This window comes from Colwellia sp. SU-HH01172, assembly GCF_057553355.1.
In genome coordinates this window covers 186,802-203,739 of record NZ_BAAJMB010000002.1, presented here as the reverse complement: position 1 = coordinate 203,739, position 16,938 = coordinate 186,802, and the positions used below count along the sequence as shown (strand labels likewise).

The window sequence follows — 16,938 nt, the reverse complement described above, 5'->3', positions numbered from 1 at the left end:
AGCAACTATACTTCGGGCCCCGCTTTATCTTGTAGTGACTCAACAAGCATCCAAAATAAGAGAGGCACGAGCAAATAGAGCCTACTGTTATTTGTCCCACTTCAACAGATTGTTGTATTTATTTTTTACTGGCTTCACTAATGTGCTTTTTTAAAGACTCTACTTGTGCATCACAAGATTGCTTTTGTTCTTCAGGTTTAGCTGAACATTTTTGAGATGAATCACTATCAACAGCTTTAGCTATAACCGAACCTAAACATAGAATAGCTAATGGGCTACTTGGATTACAACCAGGAAGTCTACTATCTGATCTAGAGCTACAGCCACCTAAACAAATAATTAACAAAAGAAATAATATTTTCAAAAATGAGATATCCATATACACCTATAAATATAACGCCTCATTAAGAGGCTAAATATAGTGGGCTAAACTGAGCGGAGCGACAGCCCGCTGTATTTAGTCCTTTTGAATGACTTGTTAGAGGTATTTACTATGTACGACATTATTATCAATTTTCGGGGTTCGATTTTATTGGTTCTTGGACTTGCGATTGGCTACTTTCTGCATTGGCTTTTCCGCGCAATAGTCCGTACTCATGAACAAGAACGCCAATAATTAACCCTGTAAGTATTGTGCCAACAATAACCTTTAAGCCTTTGTTATTGTTGGCTCGTGGCTTTTTTATAGCGGCAACCAAGGGTTTAATTTTTACTGCTGATCTTGATACAACAGAGCCGATAGATACGTCTTTGCTTTTTGTTACTTTGAGCGGTTTAACAGTTTCAGGAACTGAAATACTTCCGATAAATACATTTTCGGATTGGTCTATTTCAACACCTGCTCTATCTGTTTTATCTGAACTCATGAATACCTCTAACGCCACATTAAGAGGCTAAAAATTGTGGGCTAAACTTGAGCGAAGCGAAAAAGCCCGCTGTTTTTAGTCCTTTTGAATGGCTTGTTATATGCCAATTATTCATTGGTTTCAAATTCAAAGCCACCAACTTTTTTAGCAACCAGGTTATATGCCCAGCAGAACACCCTTTGCATGAAGTAAAACATAACACCATAAAATAAAGGAGCTAAAGCAAAAAATAGAAATGGAAAGTTAGTCACCGTTTCACCACTTTCTGTTTTTAAATCTGGAGCCATAAAAAAGAAAAACACCGAAATGAAACTGAACGGAATCATTAATATCGCAAATGTTAACGCGAAAACCTTACTTGTTTGATGACCAGATATATTTTTGATTTGGACTTTCATGCTCGAACCATACTCCTTGGCATATAACGCCCCATTAAGAGGCAAATGATAGTTGGCTAAAATAAGCGACGAAGGAGCAAATAGCCAACTGTTATTTGTCCTGTTTGAATGGCTTGTTAGCTGTCGTTTACCCATCAACTAATTGTAAAATAAAAAGGTCTTCTATTTTACTGCCACAAGCGTAGCTTTTTTTCTCTTTTGTTGAGAAGGAAAGTCCCGCTAACTCACCCATCCGAAGCCCAAGCTCCCCATCAAATTGGCAATCATAAATGATGTGGATAATATCGTCTTCAACAATTGCCATACTTATGGATAGAGTGAAAACAGTATTTTCTCTATTAATACTGAATTTCCCACCATCAACCAAATCAATTTCAGCCACTTTATTAGCAGAAGTAATTTGAAGCTTTTGTTCAGCACCTAAAGATGATCCTGAAATAAAAATCATTAATAAGAGTGACATCCATTTCATAATACTCAACCTCTTTTGAGACAGCTAACAGCTTATTAGAAGGAAAAAATCTCTCTTTCTCCAAGCGTCTCTTCCTAAAAATGTATAATTATTCATTCAAATATACAGTTCTTTCTTTTTAACCTCAATAGTTTACATTTTATTTGTGCGCCCTTTCTTTGTAAAAAGTGGGCATAATTCCCGCTTTCCACAGAAAAGCGAAAAATCACACCTTTATGTATATATAAACAGTATCGAAATTTTTATTTTTATTTTTATTTTTATAAAAAATAAAAATTTCCCATAACAAGTAAATACTAAAGCTGAACTTAATCCACCATTGCAAATAACGGAGATCATTTGCGTTGCAATTATCAGAACCACTATTAGTTAACTATTGTAGTCCAATACAATGCTGCACTTATCCCTTTTAATTGAATCTGAATAATTACATGGGAAAGACCCCCCTTTTTTTATCAAACAACAAACGAAAAAACCGCAACTCGTTAAAATTGCGGTTTCTTAGAATATGGCGATGAGATAGATATTTAAACTCTACAAATAGGCTTTGTGCTAAAAAAAAATTTTTTCTATACTGCAAATAGCAAAAAGCCCGTTATATCTTTCGATATAACGGGCTTTTCTTAATGTGGCGGTGAGATAGAGATTTGAACTCTAGAAGGGCTACAAACCCTTGCCGGTTTTCAAGACCGGTGCTTTCGACCACTCAGCCATCTCACCTGAAGTTAAAAAGCATTGCTGCTTCAGAACGAGGCGAATATTAAATACTGTGCGTTACTTTGTAAAGTGCTAATTTCGCAATTTAGGCAATTTATTTCATTTTCCTGACTAACTGCCGATTAATACATCAATCTCGCACTTATTTAGTTCTTTTTAGCTCAGCAGCTTGCACTATTAATTAGCAATATTTTGCAACAAACGTATGTAACACCAAAATAATATTGACCTGTTATACTAACGTTCAATCATTTTCTTAGGAATTTTTGTGACAAAAACCAAACCTAGCGTCGCCGACCGAAGTCTTTTCAGTTTAACGTGGCCAATTTTTATCGATCTATTTTTTATTTTTATGATCAATGTAACTGATGCTTGGTTTCTAAGTCGCATATCTGACTCTGCAGCAGCCTCTGTTGGCGCCATTTTACCAATTTTAGGGATTGCCTTTGCTCTCTACTCTACTCTTCATCAAGGCGGTAGTAGCGTTGCCTCTCAACGTATTGGTGCTGGAGACTATAGCAAGCTTGCAACAACTTATGGTGTGCTATTTGCGATTCTATTATTTACAGGTATTGCTTTAACGGCAATGATGATGCTTTTTGCGCCTATGTTTTCTCAATGGTTGGGTTTGACCGATGATATGGCTGCTATGGCACAAATATATTTAAGCACCATTGGCATGGGCACTTGGATACTTGCTATTCGCTTCGCTGCCGCTGCCGTTTTAACATCGCAAGGTAAAACTCATTGGAATATGTGGTCTACCGCAGTAATGACCATAATTAACATCGTATTCAACTATTTGCTAATTGATGGCAAATTTGGTTTCCCAGCTTTAGGGTTACAAGGCGTTGCTTATGCCTCTGTCACCGCCTGGTTAGTAAGCTTATGTTTTACATTGGTTATTATCGTCAAACATTTAAAAATTAAAATCGCATTGCCGACCAATTGGACACGATTTAAAAAAGATAGCTCACCGATATTAAAAATTGCAATGCCTTCAGTTTTAGAACCCATGTCATGGCAGTTCACGCAAATACTAATGACCGCCATGATAGTTACCATGGGAGAATTAGCGTTAGCAACCCGTATCTACAGTTTTAACTTACTGTTCACTGCCATTTTATACGGTTTTGCCATTAGCTCCGGCGTACAAATTAAAGTAGCACATTATATTGGTGCCAAGCGATTTGACGACGCACATAAACAATTGATGTCAGGCATCAAGCTTGGGGTTATCGGTGCAATGTTTTTTGTTTTCACTATGCTAGCCATTTCCGATCAACTCTTCGCCATTTTTACCGAAAACACCGATATTTGGGCGTTAGGAAGAATGATCCTATTTATTGCTATTCTTGGCGAATTTGGCCGCAGTTTTAATCTTATTGTTGGCGCCTCATTACGAGCTTCAGGTGATGCAAAATATGTCTCTACGGTCGGCTTTATTATTATGTGGTTTATTGCCCTACCATTAGCCTGGCTTTTAGGGCTTCATTTTGCCTACGGATTAGTTGGAATATGGCTAGCAACAAGTTTAGATGAATGTATTCGTGGCTTTATCGCTTTGAAGCGCTGGAAAACGGGAAAATGGCGCAGTAAAGGTGTTTATGCCGATGAGGTTCCAGTACATGATCCGAGTATAAACGAACGTATAGATTGCCAAGAAGCCAATGATTGCCAAGAATTGTTTAGCCAAAATGATGAGCAAAACGCAAAATAGAAGCTTGCGCTAGTTAATCACAAAGTCAGAAAAAATTTGCTATACCCAAATGAAAAAATAAGAAATAATCACTAAATAGTGGCCACACTCGCCCTAGTAAACAAATGCAAACTAGCTACCCAAAGAGAATATCAATGACGTCTAGCCTAAAAATTATTAGCCTGTTTGATCTTGCCATCGCCTTTATTCCAGTAGCTATTGCCCTATTCTTCATTTATGTATGGTCATTAAACGTCAAACAAGCAAGCTACGCTCTGGCTCGAATGTTAGTACAACTTTTATTGATAGGTTATGTGCTGAGCTATATTTTCTATTCTGACAATGCTTGGCTTATTAGCGCAATATTGCTTGCTATGGTAAGTATTTCAAGTTGGATTGCATTACGCACATTAGGAAATAATCGCGCCATATTATTAAAACATGGCTTTAGTGCTATTTTACTTGGTGGAGGCTTTACCTTATTTGTGATTAGCCAGGGTGCGCTAGGCGTAACTCCTTGGTATCAGGCACAAATTATTATTCCGTTAGCGGGGATGATTTTTGCCAATGCGATGAATAGCGTCAGTTTATCTGCCGAACGTATATTCGCAGAATTATCAAATGCCGTACCGTATCGTCAAGCACGCAACCATGCACTAAACGCAGCGACTATTCCGGTCATTAACTCGTTATTTGCCGTTGGCTTAGTGTCTTTACCTGGGATGATGACAGGGCAAATACTGTCAGGCGTTTCACCATTAATTGCCGCTCGTTATCAAATAATTGTTATGTGTATGATATTCGCGTCCGCAATACTTTCTACGGTGGTTTTTTTACTATTATCAGAGAAAGACATAGGCAATATCGTTAGCCCAAAAAGCACGTCATAAAATCACTTTATACCAATTAAAGCGCCTATCAAACAAAGAGTCTACAAGCCTCGCTGCCACTCTTGCCTCAGCGGTATTTGCAGAGGTTGGGTAATAGCCATATTCACTTTATCGAGTAGCTGCTGTTTGTCTTTACCTAACACCCCTTTAAGTACCAAATAATTGGAGGCATGATCCGAACGGAAGATGGTTTTATCTAATTCTAGCGCCTGCAATAGCGTCGACATTTCTTTAAATAGTTCTTGTTGATTTAATTGACGAAAACGTCCATCAAAGTTTTTGGCAAAACGCTCTTCTCCTAATGGAAACGAAACCACCAATGTAGAAAGGAAATCAGGCTGCGCCGCATTCATTAATTTCGCAGAATTTACCGCATGCTGCTTTGATAACTCAGGGCCTCCTAAGCCATTTAAAATCATGACAGATGACTTCATGCCTGCTTGCTTTATTTTACTTAGCGCTGTCAATGAACTTTGAAAATTTTCACCTTTTTCAATCAAAGCCAGTACTTCATCGTCGCCACTTTCGCAACCCACATACAACAGCGATAAACCTAAAGCACGCAGTTCGCTTAATTGTTCAACAGTTTTATTAGTCAAATTTCTTGGTAAACAATAGCTTGATACACGGGTGACTTGCGGCAAATATTGCTTTATTAATAGTAATATTTCTTTTAATCGCTTGAAGGGTAGCATCATGGCATCACCATCCGCTAGAAATACTCGCCCTACCGGTAAATTAGAATGTACGATAGCAATTAACTCTTGCTCGATTTGTTCAGGTTTTTTAGGTTTGAATTTTTTACTTTCACTGGTGTACATATCGCAAAAAGTACATTTATTCCACGAACAGCCGTTGGTTACCTGCAAGATAAGACTTTTCCACTCACTCGGTGGTCTAAAGACAGGTTCAGTATAACTTAACGGGTACATAATAAATTCCAACCATAAACAACAAATACAAAGCGTTATTATACTTAAACAATTTTGAAATGCTTGTTAACAACGCTAATACCTGTTTGCTTATTGATTAAAGTATTTAAAAGCTGTCAAAGCGATGTTCTACTTCCAACACAGCATTGCTAATTGAGTCAAAATTGCGATAAAAACCAATATACCTAGTTGAGGTTATCGGTTTACAGAGACTTTATTGAAAATATTGCTGGCAATAGTTTGTTAGACTACAACATCCTAAATATTAAAAAATACAATGTTTGGTGAAGTCTTTTGCTTCGGTTGCTGTCCAGTCACCTTTTGGCTTTTCTTTTAACTGAGTGCACCATTCTTCGCTACCAATTTCTGGAGCGCATGCACTTAGCAATACAATAGACATTACTACTAGCGATAATTTTTTCATTACTTATCCTTATTCAATAATTATTTTTATTAATTTATTTAACTAAAAAATGGGGCTTAAAATGTTACCGTTAGCATCTTCGAAACGCCCAGCCAGTATTGTAATTAAGTCAGCTAACCACCAAATACCAACACCACCTAATGTGAATAACATAAAGAAGCCACTGCGTTTGCGGCCATAAACAAATCGGTGTACGCCAAACACCCCTAACAGCAAACAATAAATAAAGGCAAAAACACCTTGTGCGTTCTTACTAGCAACACCACCAAAGGCACTCGGTAAATGCTGCTCTGATCCACAATGCTCACATTCACTTGCACTATCGCTGATATGATCGCCGCAATAACGACAAAAAACCGTTGAATTCATAGATATTCCTTGTTTAAAACATTTCTATAGCGTTTCAATACTTGCATAAAAAGTTAATACCAACAATAAAAGCGTTAAGCTAACTAGCAGCCATTTAGACACGTTACTCACTTGTGCTTTTAAGTTGGCGAAACGTACGCTAAAAATAGCATATAACAGCGCCTCCCCCAACAATTTAATAAAGACTATCTTATTAGCATGTGTAACAGCGTATTGATAATGAAAGATATACAGAAAGGTTATATGCCAAATAATTTGATAGCTAACAGCCCAGAGTAAGAAAATACCCAAGGCATGTTTAGCGCTTTTTGTTTTAAACGTCATATGATGTGGCAATGTAAAATACTAACCAAAGAGCTTACTCTTTCGTTTTTTGATGGAACCAAAACTCTATTTCATCAGTTTCTTGTTCAAAGCGAGCACTGTGCTCAACATTCGCGGGAACATGGTACCACTGTCCCATTTTAATTCTTTGAGTGCAACCTTGCATGGTTAAAATTAATTCGCCCCGGGTGATTACGCCATGATTATCAGTGTCGTGACTATGTTTTGGTATTTCAGTACCGGCCGGATAAGAAGCGAATAATACATCGCTACCATTTGCCGATAGCTTATAGGCATCGAATCGACCATCAAAGACTGGTAATTCTTTAATCTTACTTGGATATTGACCCGACATTTCCCTTCCTTTTATGTTGAGATGCAGTGACTACTAAAAAGAACGGAGCTTAACAAATCAATCTAATAGTAGAAAGCATTGAAAAAGATGAAAATATTGAAGACCAAAAAAATCCAATACCTAGGTATTGGATTTTTATATCGAATTAACGCTAAACAGATTAGTTGATGTTAGTACAACCTTTCATGTATGGTTGTAACACTGTAGGTACATTAATGCTGCCGTCGGCTTGTTGGTAGTTTTCTAATACCGCAACAAGTGTGCGCCCTACTGCTAAACCTGAGCCGTTTAAGGTATGAACAAGTTCTGGTTTGTTGGTTTCACTATTGCGAAATCTTGCTTGCATTCTACGCGCTTGGAAGTCACCCATGTTAGAACATGATGAGATTTCACGGTAAGTATTTTGTGCTGGCAACCATACTTCAATATCGAAAGTTTTTGTGGCACTAAAGCCAATATCACCAGTACAAAGTACAACGGTACGATACGGTAATTCTAATTTCTCAAGAATTTTTTCAGCATGACCGGTTAATTCTTCTAAGGCATTGAAAGAGTCTTCTGGCTTAACGATTTGCACCATTTCAACTTTATCAAATTGATGTTGGCGAATTAATCCGCGAATATCACGACCGTATGAGCCGGCTTCACTACGAAAACATGGCGTGTGTGCGCACATCTTAATCGGCAGTTCTTGCTCTTCAACAATTTCGTCACGCACTAAATTGGTTAATGGTACTTCTGCTGTTGGGATCAATGAGAATTTTTTACTGTTTAGGTCCGTATGGAATAAATCTTCACCAAACTTCGGTAGTTGGCCTGTGCCGTATAATGAATCTTGATTCACTAAGTAAGGCACGTACATTTCTTGGTAGCCGTGCTCTTCACTGTGTACGTCAAGCATAAATTGCGCAAGTGCACGATGAAGTTTAGCGATTTGGCCACGCATTACCGCAAAACGCGTACCAGCAAGCTTAGCGCCACTTTCAAAATCAAGACCTTTATCAAGTGCACCAGCAACATCAACGTGATCTTTTACTTCAAAATCAAATTCACGTGGCGTACCCCAACGTTTAATTTCAACGTTGTCGTCTTCGCTAGCACCCACTGGCACTGATTCATGAACCAAATTCGGGATAGCTGAAGCGATATTATCAATTTTTGCAAGAATTTCACTTTGCACTTCTTTCGCTGCTTCTAATTCATCACCTAATTGGCTTACTTCGGCAAGTAAAGGTTGAATGTCTTCACCACGCGCTTTAGCTTGTCCTATCGACTTAGAGCGAGTATTACGCTGATTTTGTAAATCTTGCGTTTTCATTTGAATAGCTTTACGTTGTTCTTCCAACTCAACTAATTGAGCGGTATCTAACGTGTAGCCTATTTTGGCAAGTTCAGCTGCTGTGTTTTCTATGTCTGTTCTAAGTAGTTTTGGATCAAGCATGATATGTCACGTGTTTTCTTTGTTATTTACTTATTAAAAATAGATACAATAAACATTCCTAATGCCGCTGCGAATATACATAAGCTGACATTTAGTAAAATATTTACTGACGCTTTTATTACATCGCCTTGCTGAATTAACAACAAGGTGTCTAATGAGAAAGTTGAAAAAGTGGTAAATGCGCCTAAAAAGCCAATACCAATTAGTGTACGGTAAACACCAACTTCAATAATACCTTGTTCAATTAACCCATAAAGTGCCCCCATGATCAGGGAGCCGGAAATATTAACCGCCAACGTCGCAAAAGGGAAACCTTTTCCGAGCCAATTTAAAATTAATTGTGAAAAATAAAAGCGCAAGCTAGCACCACTGGCCCCGCCTATAGCAATTAATAGATACAAGGTAAAGTTACTGATGGGATTAGTCATATCGACGTTGGCTACTTTGTTGGTCTAACTGATTCAAATAATTTAACTTCTCGCGTAATTGTTTTTCTAAACCACGGTCTGTTGGCTGATATAGCACGGTATTAGCAATATCTTCAGGAAAATAGTTTTCACCTGCGGCAAAAGCCCCTACTTCGTCATGTGCGTAGCGATACTCGCTACCATGACCAAGCTCTTTGGTAATTGCACTGGTAGAATTTTTCAAATGTATTGGTACATCTAAATCACTGGTGGCTTTAGCTAGAGCCTTTGCTTGGCTAAATGCGCTATATACGGCATTACTTTTTGGCGCAAGCGCCATATAAACTGTAGCTTGAGCTATAGCTCGCTCCCCTTCAGCAGGGCCAACGCGTTGAAAAGTATCCCAAGCATTAATGGCTAATTGCATCGCTCTTGGATCAGCATTGCCGATATCTTCACTGGCAATAGCTAATAACCGACGTGCAACGTACAAGGCATCGCCACCACCGGTTAATATTCTTGCATACCAATATAAAGCCGCATCAGCATTTGAGCCTCGTACCGATTTATGAAAAGCGCTAATTAGATCGTAAAAGGCATCACCACCTTTATCATATAACGCTATTTTGTTACCCGCGACTTGAATTAACTGCTCTTTGGTTAACGTTTGCTTGTTGTCGTTGACAGGTGAAATTTCTAAACAATTTTCCAGTAAGTTTAGTAAACGCCTAGCGTCACCATTAGCGAGTGCGATTAATTGCTTTTTAGTTTCAGCTGAAATATCAATATCAACTTGACTACTTTCTTTTTGATAATTGAGCGCCCTTGCTAAGACATTACTTAGGTTGTCTTCACTGAGTTTTTTTAAAGTGTAAACCCGCGCTCGCGACAAAATCGCTTGGTTAAGTTCAAAGGCGGGGTTTTCGGTTGTCGCGCCAATGAAAATAATGGTGCCGTCTTCAATATGCGGAAGAAAAGCATCTTGTTGGCTCTTGTTAAAACGATGTACTTCATCAACAAACAATACCGTGCGGCGTTGCTGGTGAATAGCTCTACTCTTAGCATTTTCAATGGCTTGACGAATTTCTTTAATGCCTGAGGTTACCGCTGACACGCGTTCGATATCGGCATTGGCATGATTAGCAATGATTTCAGCAATAGTTGTTTTACCGGTGCCTGGTGGGCCCCAGAAAATGATGGAATGTACTTTACCTTGCTTAATTGACGTTGGTAGTGGCATACCTTCGCTAAGAATATGCTCCTGTCCCTCGTATTCCTCTAATGATTTTGGCCGCATTTTCGCGGCCAAAGGTTTAAAGGTGTCGTTTTCGGCAAATGCTAAATCTAGCGAGCCATTAACGTTGGTCATCTAAATAAACACCTTCAGGAACGGAAAAGCTAAATAAAGCGCTGTTAGGCTTATTATTATGCGCCGACAATGAAATAACACTTAACTGCCCCGTGGCATCGAGAATATTAAAGGCAATAAGTTTCTCTGAGTTATTGTCAGTTTCGAACGCTAATTCTAAAGACTTAACACGAGAATTTTCATTACTTGCTTGTATCAAATAGCGATTATCAGCCAATTGGCTAACATTATAATCTTGCCAAAGTTTTGGGTCGTTATTGGTGATCAACAAAATAGGGGTATTGGCAATTGCGTTTTCTAGGGTATAAACGCTAACTTGTTCAACAAATGGGTCATAGAACCATAAGTTGCTGCCGTCAGAAACAATTAAAGACTCATCAGGTAACTTAGTTTCCCAGTTCACCAAATTAGGTTTACTGACTGACAATTGGCCACTACCTTGTTGTAATTCGGTGCCATTTTCATCAAATATTTTTTGGCTAAACTCCGCCGAAAAGAAGTCTATTTTTGCTAGCTTGGCCATTAAATCAACTTTACTTTGCTGCTCTACCGCTGCAATAGCATTGGTTGTAACGCTTTCAACAGGGTTGTTTGTTGCCAAGCTTGAGGTTGATAATACCGCATTAAATAGTATTGCCACGGCAACACCACTTTTTATCAAATGCATTTTAATGTTCCTTAATTGGTGGTGGTGCTAATACTTCGCGAGCACCATTATTACCCGGTCTACTTACGACACCTTGTAATTCCATTTGTTCAACAATACGCGCAGAGCGGTTGTAACCAATTCTAAACTTACGTTGAATACTAGAAATGGACACTCGGCGTGTTTCGGTAATAAAGCCTAAAGCTTCGTCATATAATGTGTCTAGCTCTTCTTCACTGCTGCCCTCAGCTTGTTCACCTGGTAATAAAATTTCTTGTTCGGTGTCACCTGATAATATTTCTTCAATATAATTAGGCTCAGCGCGAGACTTCCAATCACTGACAACCGCATGTACTTCGTGATCATCGACAAACGCGCCGTGCACACGAATAGGTACGGCTTCACCTGGCGGTAAATAGAACATGTCACCCATACCAAGTAATTGCTCTGCGCCTTGTTGGTCAAGAATAATGCGTGATTCAATACGTGATTGCACCCGCAACGCCATACGTGTTGGAATGTTTGCTTTAATTAAGCCTGTGATAACATCTGCTGAAGGTCGCTGTGTCGCTAATATTAAGTGAATACCAGCGGCACGAGCTTTTTGGGCGATTCGAGCTATAAGTTCTTCAACCTTTTTACCAACAATCATCATCATGTCGGCAAACTCATCAACAATAATGACTATCGCTGGAAGTTTCTCTAAGGTTGGAGGTGTTTGCGTAAAGGCGTCACTTGGCTGCCATAACGGGTCGATCATCGGCTCACCATCGGCAATGGCTTTTAGCACCTTTTCGTTATAACCCTTTAAATTACGCACGCCTAATTTCGACATTAATTGATAGCGACGTTCCATTTCACCGACACACCAGCGTAAGGCATTAGCCGCTTCTTTCATGTCAGTTACGACCTCAGAAAGCAAATGCGGAATACCATCATATACCGACAATTCAACTTGTTTCGGGTCAATCATGATCATGCGAACATCTTCTGGTGAAGACTTATACAAGATACTGACGATCATAGTATTAACGGCGACTGATTTACCTGAGCCTGTAGTACCAGCTACCAACAAATGTGGCATTTTGGCTAAATCGGCAATCACAGGTTCGCCTGAAATATCGCTACCAATTGCCATGGCTAAATTTGATTTTGATTGCGCAAATTTTTCATTGCAAATAACTTCTGAGAAGAAAACCGTTTCACGATGTTTGTTTGGCAACTCAATACCAATAACTGATTTACCTTCGATAACTTCAACAACACGAACACTTTTTGCTGACAATGAGCGAGCCAAATCTTTTGATAAGTTAGTAATTTTACTGACTTTAACACCAGGGGCTAAATTTAACTCAAAACGCGTGATAACCGGCCCGGGAAAAACATCAACAACTTCAGCTTTAATACCAAATTCTATTAATTTTGCTTCCACCAAACGAGACACTTTATCAAGTTGCTCTTGGTCGATTGGGTTTTTAACTTTGTCGGCACGATCAAGCAGCTCTAATGATGGCATATCAGCATAATTTGGCTCTGCAGGTTTATCATTTTCAAGTTGTTGATAAATTTTTTCGTGCAAGGTTGTAGGTTCATCAACAACAATTTTTTCAACCGGTTCAAATGCTGCGGCAATTTCGTCATCGCTAACATGCTCTTGCACATTAATAGCCAATGGCTCCCCCATCAATTCGTCGATATCAACAAAAGGCTCTTGCTCGCGGTTATTGTAGGCGCTATCGTCTTCACTTTTTGCAAATAAACTTTCGTGTTCTTCTTCGCTAAGTGCTTCTAATGCTTGCCTAACTTCTTCTGGCTCTTCGTCAAATGGAATATAATGATCAGTTGCTGTTTTATCAGAAGTCTTTTTATTAACTTTATTATCTATGGCAGCAAGGCTATTAGGTAAGTCAAGTTCACTGTCACCTTTCGCCTGCGCTTTCTCATCTGTCGATGTCTCTGCGCTCGTGCCCAAGTGATATTTAATTAGCGCAGGTAGTGCTATCAAATACTCTAAGGCAACAATCGTATATTCACCTATCCTATCGATCATTTTAAGCAGTGACACACCAGTGAGCAGCACAAAGCCTGAGCCACAAAAGGTGACAAATAATAGCGTGCTACCAACAAACGACAAATAAGGTAACAGTGAGTTACTCAGCACATCACCTAAAATACCGCCAGCAGAAAAGTAAAAAACGTCATCAAAATTCATACTAGCAATTGACGTAATACCAATATAAAACAAGATGAAGCCGATGAATTTAAGGCCCAGTGTTAAATAATCAAGTTGGATCAAGCGATGATACTTTTGAAAAAGTAACCAGCCAGTGATAGCAATCACAAATGGTAAGCTATAAGCGACTAGGCCAAATAAATTAAGTAATAAATCAGACAGGTACGCACCTATTGCCCCGCCCATGTTTCTTACTGGTGTTTGATAACCTGTTTGTGACCAACCTGGATCTGCGGGATCAAAACTAAATAACGCCAACATAATGAACATAGCAAAAACACAAGACACTAATAGTCCTGCTTCGAGAAGGCGCTGAACGCCGTTTAACTTGGGAGATGGAGAAGGCAAATGTACACTCTTATAAAAATTACCATTATAATGAAGCTAAAGTATCAAACATTAGCGATGAATTAAATGTTATTAACGTTTAATTGGTAACAGATTGGTGGATTTGACCTCTTCCATTACCACATAGGTTCTACTTTCACTTACCGCCGGTAACCTAAGTAAAGTATCACCCAGTAATTCACGATACGCCGCCATATCAGCAACACGAGTTTTTAACAGAAAGTCAAAATCACCAGATACTAAGTGACATTCTTGAATAACATCCAAGTCGTGAACGGCTTTAGAAAAGTCATCAAAAACGTCTGGGCTAGTTTTAGTTAAGGTTATTTCAACAATAACCAATAACGCAGCCTCTAGTTTGTGCGGGTTTAATCTTGCTTGATAGCCTAAAATATATTCATCATTCTCTAATCTTTTTACCCTTTCTAAACAAGGGGTTGCACTTAAGCCAACGCGTTTTGAAAGTTCTATGTTTGATAATCGACCATTTTTTTGTAATTCAACTAAAATGTTTTTATCAATTCGATCAAGTTTTTTAGTCGCTGATGACGTCATTTATATAAGTCACTATAATAATACCAATTGACAGGATTATATCCTAATTTAAAAAAAATAACGACAGGTTAATCCGTAAAAAACTCACTATACTAGTTTCATATTTTTGAGGAGAGATGAATTATGATTATTGGTGTACCTAAAGAAATAAAAAACCACGAATACCGCATTGGCTTAACCCCTGCTGGCGCAAAAGAGTTAGTGGTAAATGGCCATAGCGTTATCGTTGAAAATAATGGTGGTGCAGCAATCGGTTTTGATAATGAGCAATACATTACTGCCGGTGCGAAGATTATCGACTCTGCAGCAGAGATATTCGCAACTTCTGACATGATTATTAAAGTTAAAGAGCCACAACCAATTGAATGTAAAATGCTTCGCCCTGGCCAAGTATTATTTACTTACTTACATTTGGCACCAGATCCACAACAAACTGAATTATTAATTGCATCAGGCGCTACCTGTATCGCTTACGAAACAGTGACGCAAAATGGCGGTGGTTTACCATTGCTAGCACCTATGTCTGAAGTGGCTGGTCGTATGTCTATCCAAGCTGGTGCACATGCTTTAGAAAAAGCCCAAGGCGGCTTAGGCGCATTATTAGGCGGTGTACCGGGCGTTGCTCCTGCGAAAGTACTAATCGTTGGCGGTGGTGTTGTTGGTACGCAAGCGGCTCGCATGGCCGTTGGTATGGGCGCAGATGTCACGATACTAGACCGTTCTTTACCTCGTCTTCGTCAACTAGACACTGAATTCGATGGTCGTTTAAAAACGGTATATTCTACCGCAGATGCCATGGACCAACTTATCGTTGAAGCTGATTTAGTTGTTGGTGCGGTATTAATTCCGGGTGCAGCAGCACCTAAACTAGTTACAGCTCAACATATTAAAATGATGAAAAAAGGCGCGGTAATTGTTGATGTAGCCATTGACCAAGGTGGTTGTTTCGAAACATCAAAAGCCACAACACACCAAGAGCCTACGTATGTTGTAGATGACGTTGTACACTACTGTGTTGCTAATATGCCAGGTGGTGTGGCAAGAACATCAACAATGGCGTTAACTAATGCAACCATGCCGTTTACTGTTACTTTAGCGAATAAAGGTGCGAAACAAGCGATGCTTGATGATGCTCATTTAATGGCTGGCTTGAACGTTTTAGGTGGTAAAATCACTTACAAACCTGTTGCTGATGTCCTTGGTTACGATTATGTGCCGGCAGAAGACGCTATTGCGACCCTGTAATGCGATAAGTAGTTAAAGCACAAAAAGTCGTTATCTTTGATAACGACTTTTTTATTTCTACTGGAGAATATTTCAATAGTCTGATGAAAAACAATGTAAAACTAAATTCTGCATTTTTGGCTAGCGTTATAAATCGCCAATGTTATTAGTGCTATTTCGTAACATTAAGCTTGCAGTTTTACTAAATAAGTAATTATTTATAATTATTTCTTTGTTGCTCTCTTGAGATAATCCCTTAGAATCCCAACCATTAAAAACATCAATATATTTTCTTTTTGGAGTAGTTCATGAGCGAAGCAAGACATTGCCCGTTACTCATCTTGGGTTCTGGCCCTGCCGGTTACACGGCGGCTGTTTATGCAGCACGTGCAAATTTAAAACCTGTAATGATCACAGGTATGCAACAAGGTGGTCAACTAACCACCACCACTGAAGTAGAAAACTGGCCAGGTGATGCTGACGACTTAACTGGCCCAGCGCTTATGGACCGTATGCAAAAACACGCGGAGAAATTTGATACCGAAATTATTTTCGATCATATCAATGAAGTAGATTTTAGTGAAAAACCCTACAAGCTGAAAGGCGATTCAGGCTCATACACATGTGATGCTTTGATTATTTGTACGGGCGCATCAGCACAATACCTTGGCTTACCTTCGGAAGAAGCCTTTATGGGTAAAGGTGTTTCTGCTTGTGCAACCTGTGACGGATTCTTCTATCGTAACCAAAAAGTAGCCGTTGTTGGTGGTGGTAATACCGCTGTTGAAGAAGCACTTTATTTATCAAATATCGCATCAGAAGTGCATTTAGTTCACCGCCGTGAGACTTTCCGTTCCGAGAAAATTTTGACTAAGCGTTTAATGGACAAAGTTGCTAATGGTAATATTGTATTGCATCTTAACAGCACGTTAGATGAAGTATTAGGCGACAATATGGGTGTTACCGGTGTGAGATTAAAAAGCACTCAATCGGATGCGACTGAAGAGTTTGACGTTATGGGGGTATTTATCGCCATTGGTCATAAACCAAATACCGATATTTTTAAAGATCAACTTGATATGAAAGATGGTTATTTAACTATTCAAAGCGGTACTAACGGTAATGCTACACAAACTAGCGTTGAAGGTATTTATGCTGCTGGCGATGTTGCCGATCATATCTACCGTCAAGCAATTACTTCTGCCGGTGCTGGTTGTATGGCGGCATTAGATGCAGAGCGTTACCTTGACGCACAAGGCAGTCACTAGT

18 protein-coding genes and 1 tRNA gene are annotated in these 16,938 nt (G+C 39.0%); 4 read left to right on the top strand and 15 right to left on the bottom strand.

What is annotated here, in order from left to right:
* Positions 1 to 118: 118 nt before the first annotated feature.
* The 5 genes from AC27JP_RS07955 to AC27JP_RS07935 form a co-directional block, all read right to left on the bottom strand.
* Positions 119 to 379 carry a hypothetical protein gene (locus tag AC27JP_RS07955; protein ID WP_487113808.1) on the bottom strand — a complete coding sequence of 87 codons (261 nt, stop codon included), beginning with the start codon at positions 377 to 379 and terminating at the stop codon, positions 119 to 121.
* 130 nt (positions 380 to 509) lie between these two features.
* Positions 510 to 866 (bottom strand): hypothetical protein, encoded by a 357-nt coding sequence (locus tag AC27JP_RS07950; protein ID WP_487113806.1) that lies wholly within the window; start codon positions 864 to 866, stop codon positions 510 to 512.
* Between the two features lie 107 nt (positions 867 to 973).
* Positions 974 to 1,264, bottom strand: coding sequence for a hypothetical protein (locus tag AC27JP_RS07945; protein ID WP_487113804.1), 291 nt, complete (start codon positions 1,262 to 1,264; stop codon positions 974 to 976).
* Positions 1,265 to 1,391: 127 nt separating this feature from the next.
* On the bottom strand, positions 1,392 to 1,736 hold the full coding sequence (locus tag AC27JP_RS07940) for a hypothetical protein (RefSeq protein WP_487113802.1): 345 nt from the start codon (positions 1,734 to 1,736) through the stop codon (positions 1,392 to 1,394).
* Between the two features lie 629 nt (positions 1,737 to 2,365).
* Positions 2,366 to 2,456 (bottom strand) — tRNA-Ser (locus AC27JP_RS07935).
* Between the two features lie 265 nt (positions 2,457 to 2,721).
* On the opposite strand from AC27JP_RS07935, the gene AC27JP_RS07930 reads away from it, so the two are divergent.
* Complete coding sequence (locus tag AC27JP_RS07930; RefSeq protein ID WP_487113800.1) at positions 2,722 to 4,173, top strand: MATE family efflux transporter; 1,452 nt, start codon at positions 2,722 to 2,724, stop codon at positions 4,171 to 4,173.
* 134 nt (positions 4,174 to 4,307) lie between these two features.
* Positions 4,308 to 5,042 carry an ABC transporter permease gene (locus AC27JP_RS07925; protein ID WP_487113798.1) on the top strand — a complete coding sequence of 245 codons (735 nt, stop codon included), beginning with the start codon at positions 4,308 to 4,310 and terminating at the stop codon, positions 5,040 to 5,042.
* Between the two features lie 41 nt (positions 5,043 to 5,083).
* Here the strand turns inward: AC27JP_RS07925 and AC27JP_RS07920 are convergent, their stop codons facing one another.
* From AC27JP_RS07920 to lrp, 10 genes are all read right to left on the bottom strand, one after another.
* Entirely contained in the window at positions 5,084 to 5,974 is an 891-nt protein-coding gene (locus tag AC27JP_RS07920) for a radical SAM protein (RefSeq protein WP_487113796.1), read from the bottom strand.
* 265 nt (positions 5,975 to 6,239) lie between these two features.
* Positions 6,240 to 6,398 (bottom strand): DUF3012 domain-containing protein, encoded by a 159-nt coding sequence (locus AC27JP_RS07915; protein ID WP_487113794.1) that lies wholly within the window; start codon positions 6,396 to 6,398, stop codon positions 6,240 to 6,242.
* Positions 6,399 to 6,440: 42 nt separating this feature from the next.
* Positions 6,441 to 6,767, bottom strand: a complete 327-nt coding sequence (locus tag AC27JP_RS07910; protein ID WP_487113792.1) for a TM2 domain-containing protein — start codon at positions 6,765 to 6,767, stop codon at positions 6,441 to 6,443.
* A gap of 358 nt (positions 6,768 to 7,125) precedes the next feature.
* A complete protein-coding gene (locus tag AC27JP_RS07905; RefSeq protein ID WP_487113790.1) occupies positions 7,126 to 7,446 on the bottom strand; it encodes a cupin domain-containing protein in 321 nt (106 codons plus the stop codon).
* 160 nt (positions 7,447 to 7,606) lie between these two features.
* Positions 7,607 to 8,887, bottom strand: coding sequence for a serine--tRNA ligase (gene serS, locus AC27JP_RS07900; protein ID WP_487113788.1), 1,281 nt, complete (start codon positions 8,885 to 8,887; stop codon positions 7,607 to 7,609).
* Between the two features lie 26 nt (positions 8,888 to 8,913).
* Positions 8,914 to 9,315 carry a fluoride efflux transporter CrcB gene (gene crcB / locus AC27JP_RS07895; protein WP_487113786.1) on the bottom strand — a complete coding sequence of 134 codons (402 nt, stop codon included), beginning with the start codon at positions 9,313 to 9,315 and terminating at the stop codon, positions 8,914 to 8,916.
* Positions 9,308 to 10,663, bottom strand: a complete 1,356-nt coding sequence (locus AC27JP_RS07890) for a replication-associated recombination protein A (protein ID WP_487113784.1) — start codon at positions 10,661 to 10,663, stop codon at positions 9,308 to 9,310. Before AC27JP_RS07890 ends, crcB begins: the two co-directional genes overlap by 8 nt.
* On the bottom strand, positions 10,650 to 11,330 hold the full coding sequence (gene lolA / locus AC27JP_RS07885; RefSeq protein ID WP_487113782.1) for an outer membrane lipoprotein periplasmic chaperone LolA: 681 nt from the start codon (positions 11,328 to 11,330) through the stop codon (positions 10,650 to 10,652). The genes AC27JP_RS07890 and lolA overlap by 14 nt, the downstream gene beginning before the upstream one ends.
* Position 11,331: 1 nt before the next feature.
* Positions 11,332 to 13,812, bottom strand: a complete 2,481-nt coding sequence (locus AC27JP_RS07880) for a DNA translocase FtsK (RefSeq protein ID WP_487114367.1) — start codon at positions 13,810 to 13,812, stop codon at positions 11,332 to 11,334.
* 150 nt (positions 13,813 to 13,962) lie between these two features.
* Positions 13,963 to 14,445, bottom strand: coding sequence for a leucine-responsive transcriptional regulator Lrp (gene lrp / locus AC27JP_RS07875; RefSeq protein ID WP_487113780.1), 483 nt, complete (start codon positions 14,443 to 14,445; stop codon positions 13,963 to 13,965).
* A 123-nt stretch (positions 14,446 to 14,568) separates the two neighbouring features.
* Here lrp and ald point away from each other — a divergent pair, with 123 nt between their 5' ends.
* Both ald and trxB read left to right on the top strand, forming a co-directional pair.
* A complete protein-coding gene (gene ald, locus AC27JP_RS07870) occupies positions 14,569 to 15,690 on the top strand; it encodes an alanine dehydrogenase (RefSeq protein WP_487113778.1) in 1,122 nt (373 codons plus the stop codon).
* Between the two features lie 287 nt (positions 15,691 to 15,977).
* Positions 15,978 to 16,937 (top strand): thioredoxin-disulfide reductase, encoded by a 960-nt coding sequence (gene trxB, locus AC27JP_RS07865; RefSeq protein WP_487113776.1) that lies wholly within the window; start codon positions 15,978 to 15,980, stop codon positions 16,935 to 16,937.
* Position 16,938: the final 1 nt, after the last annotated feature.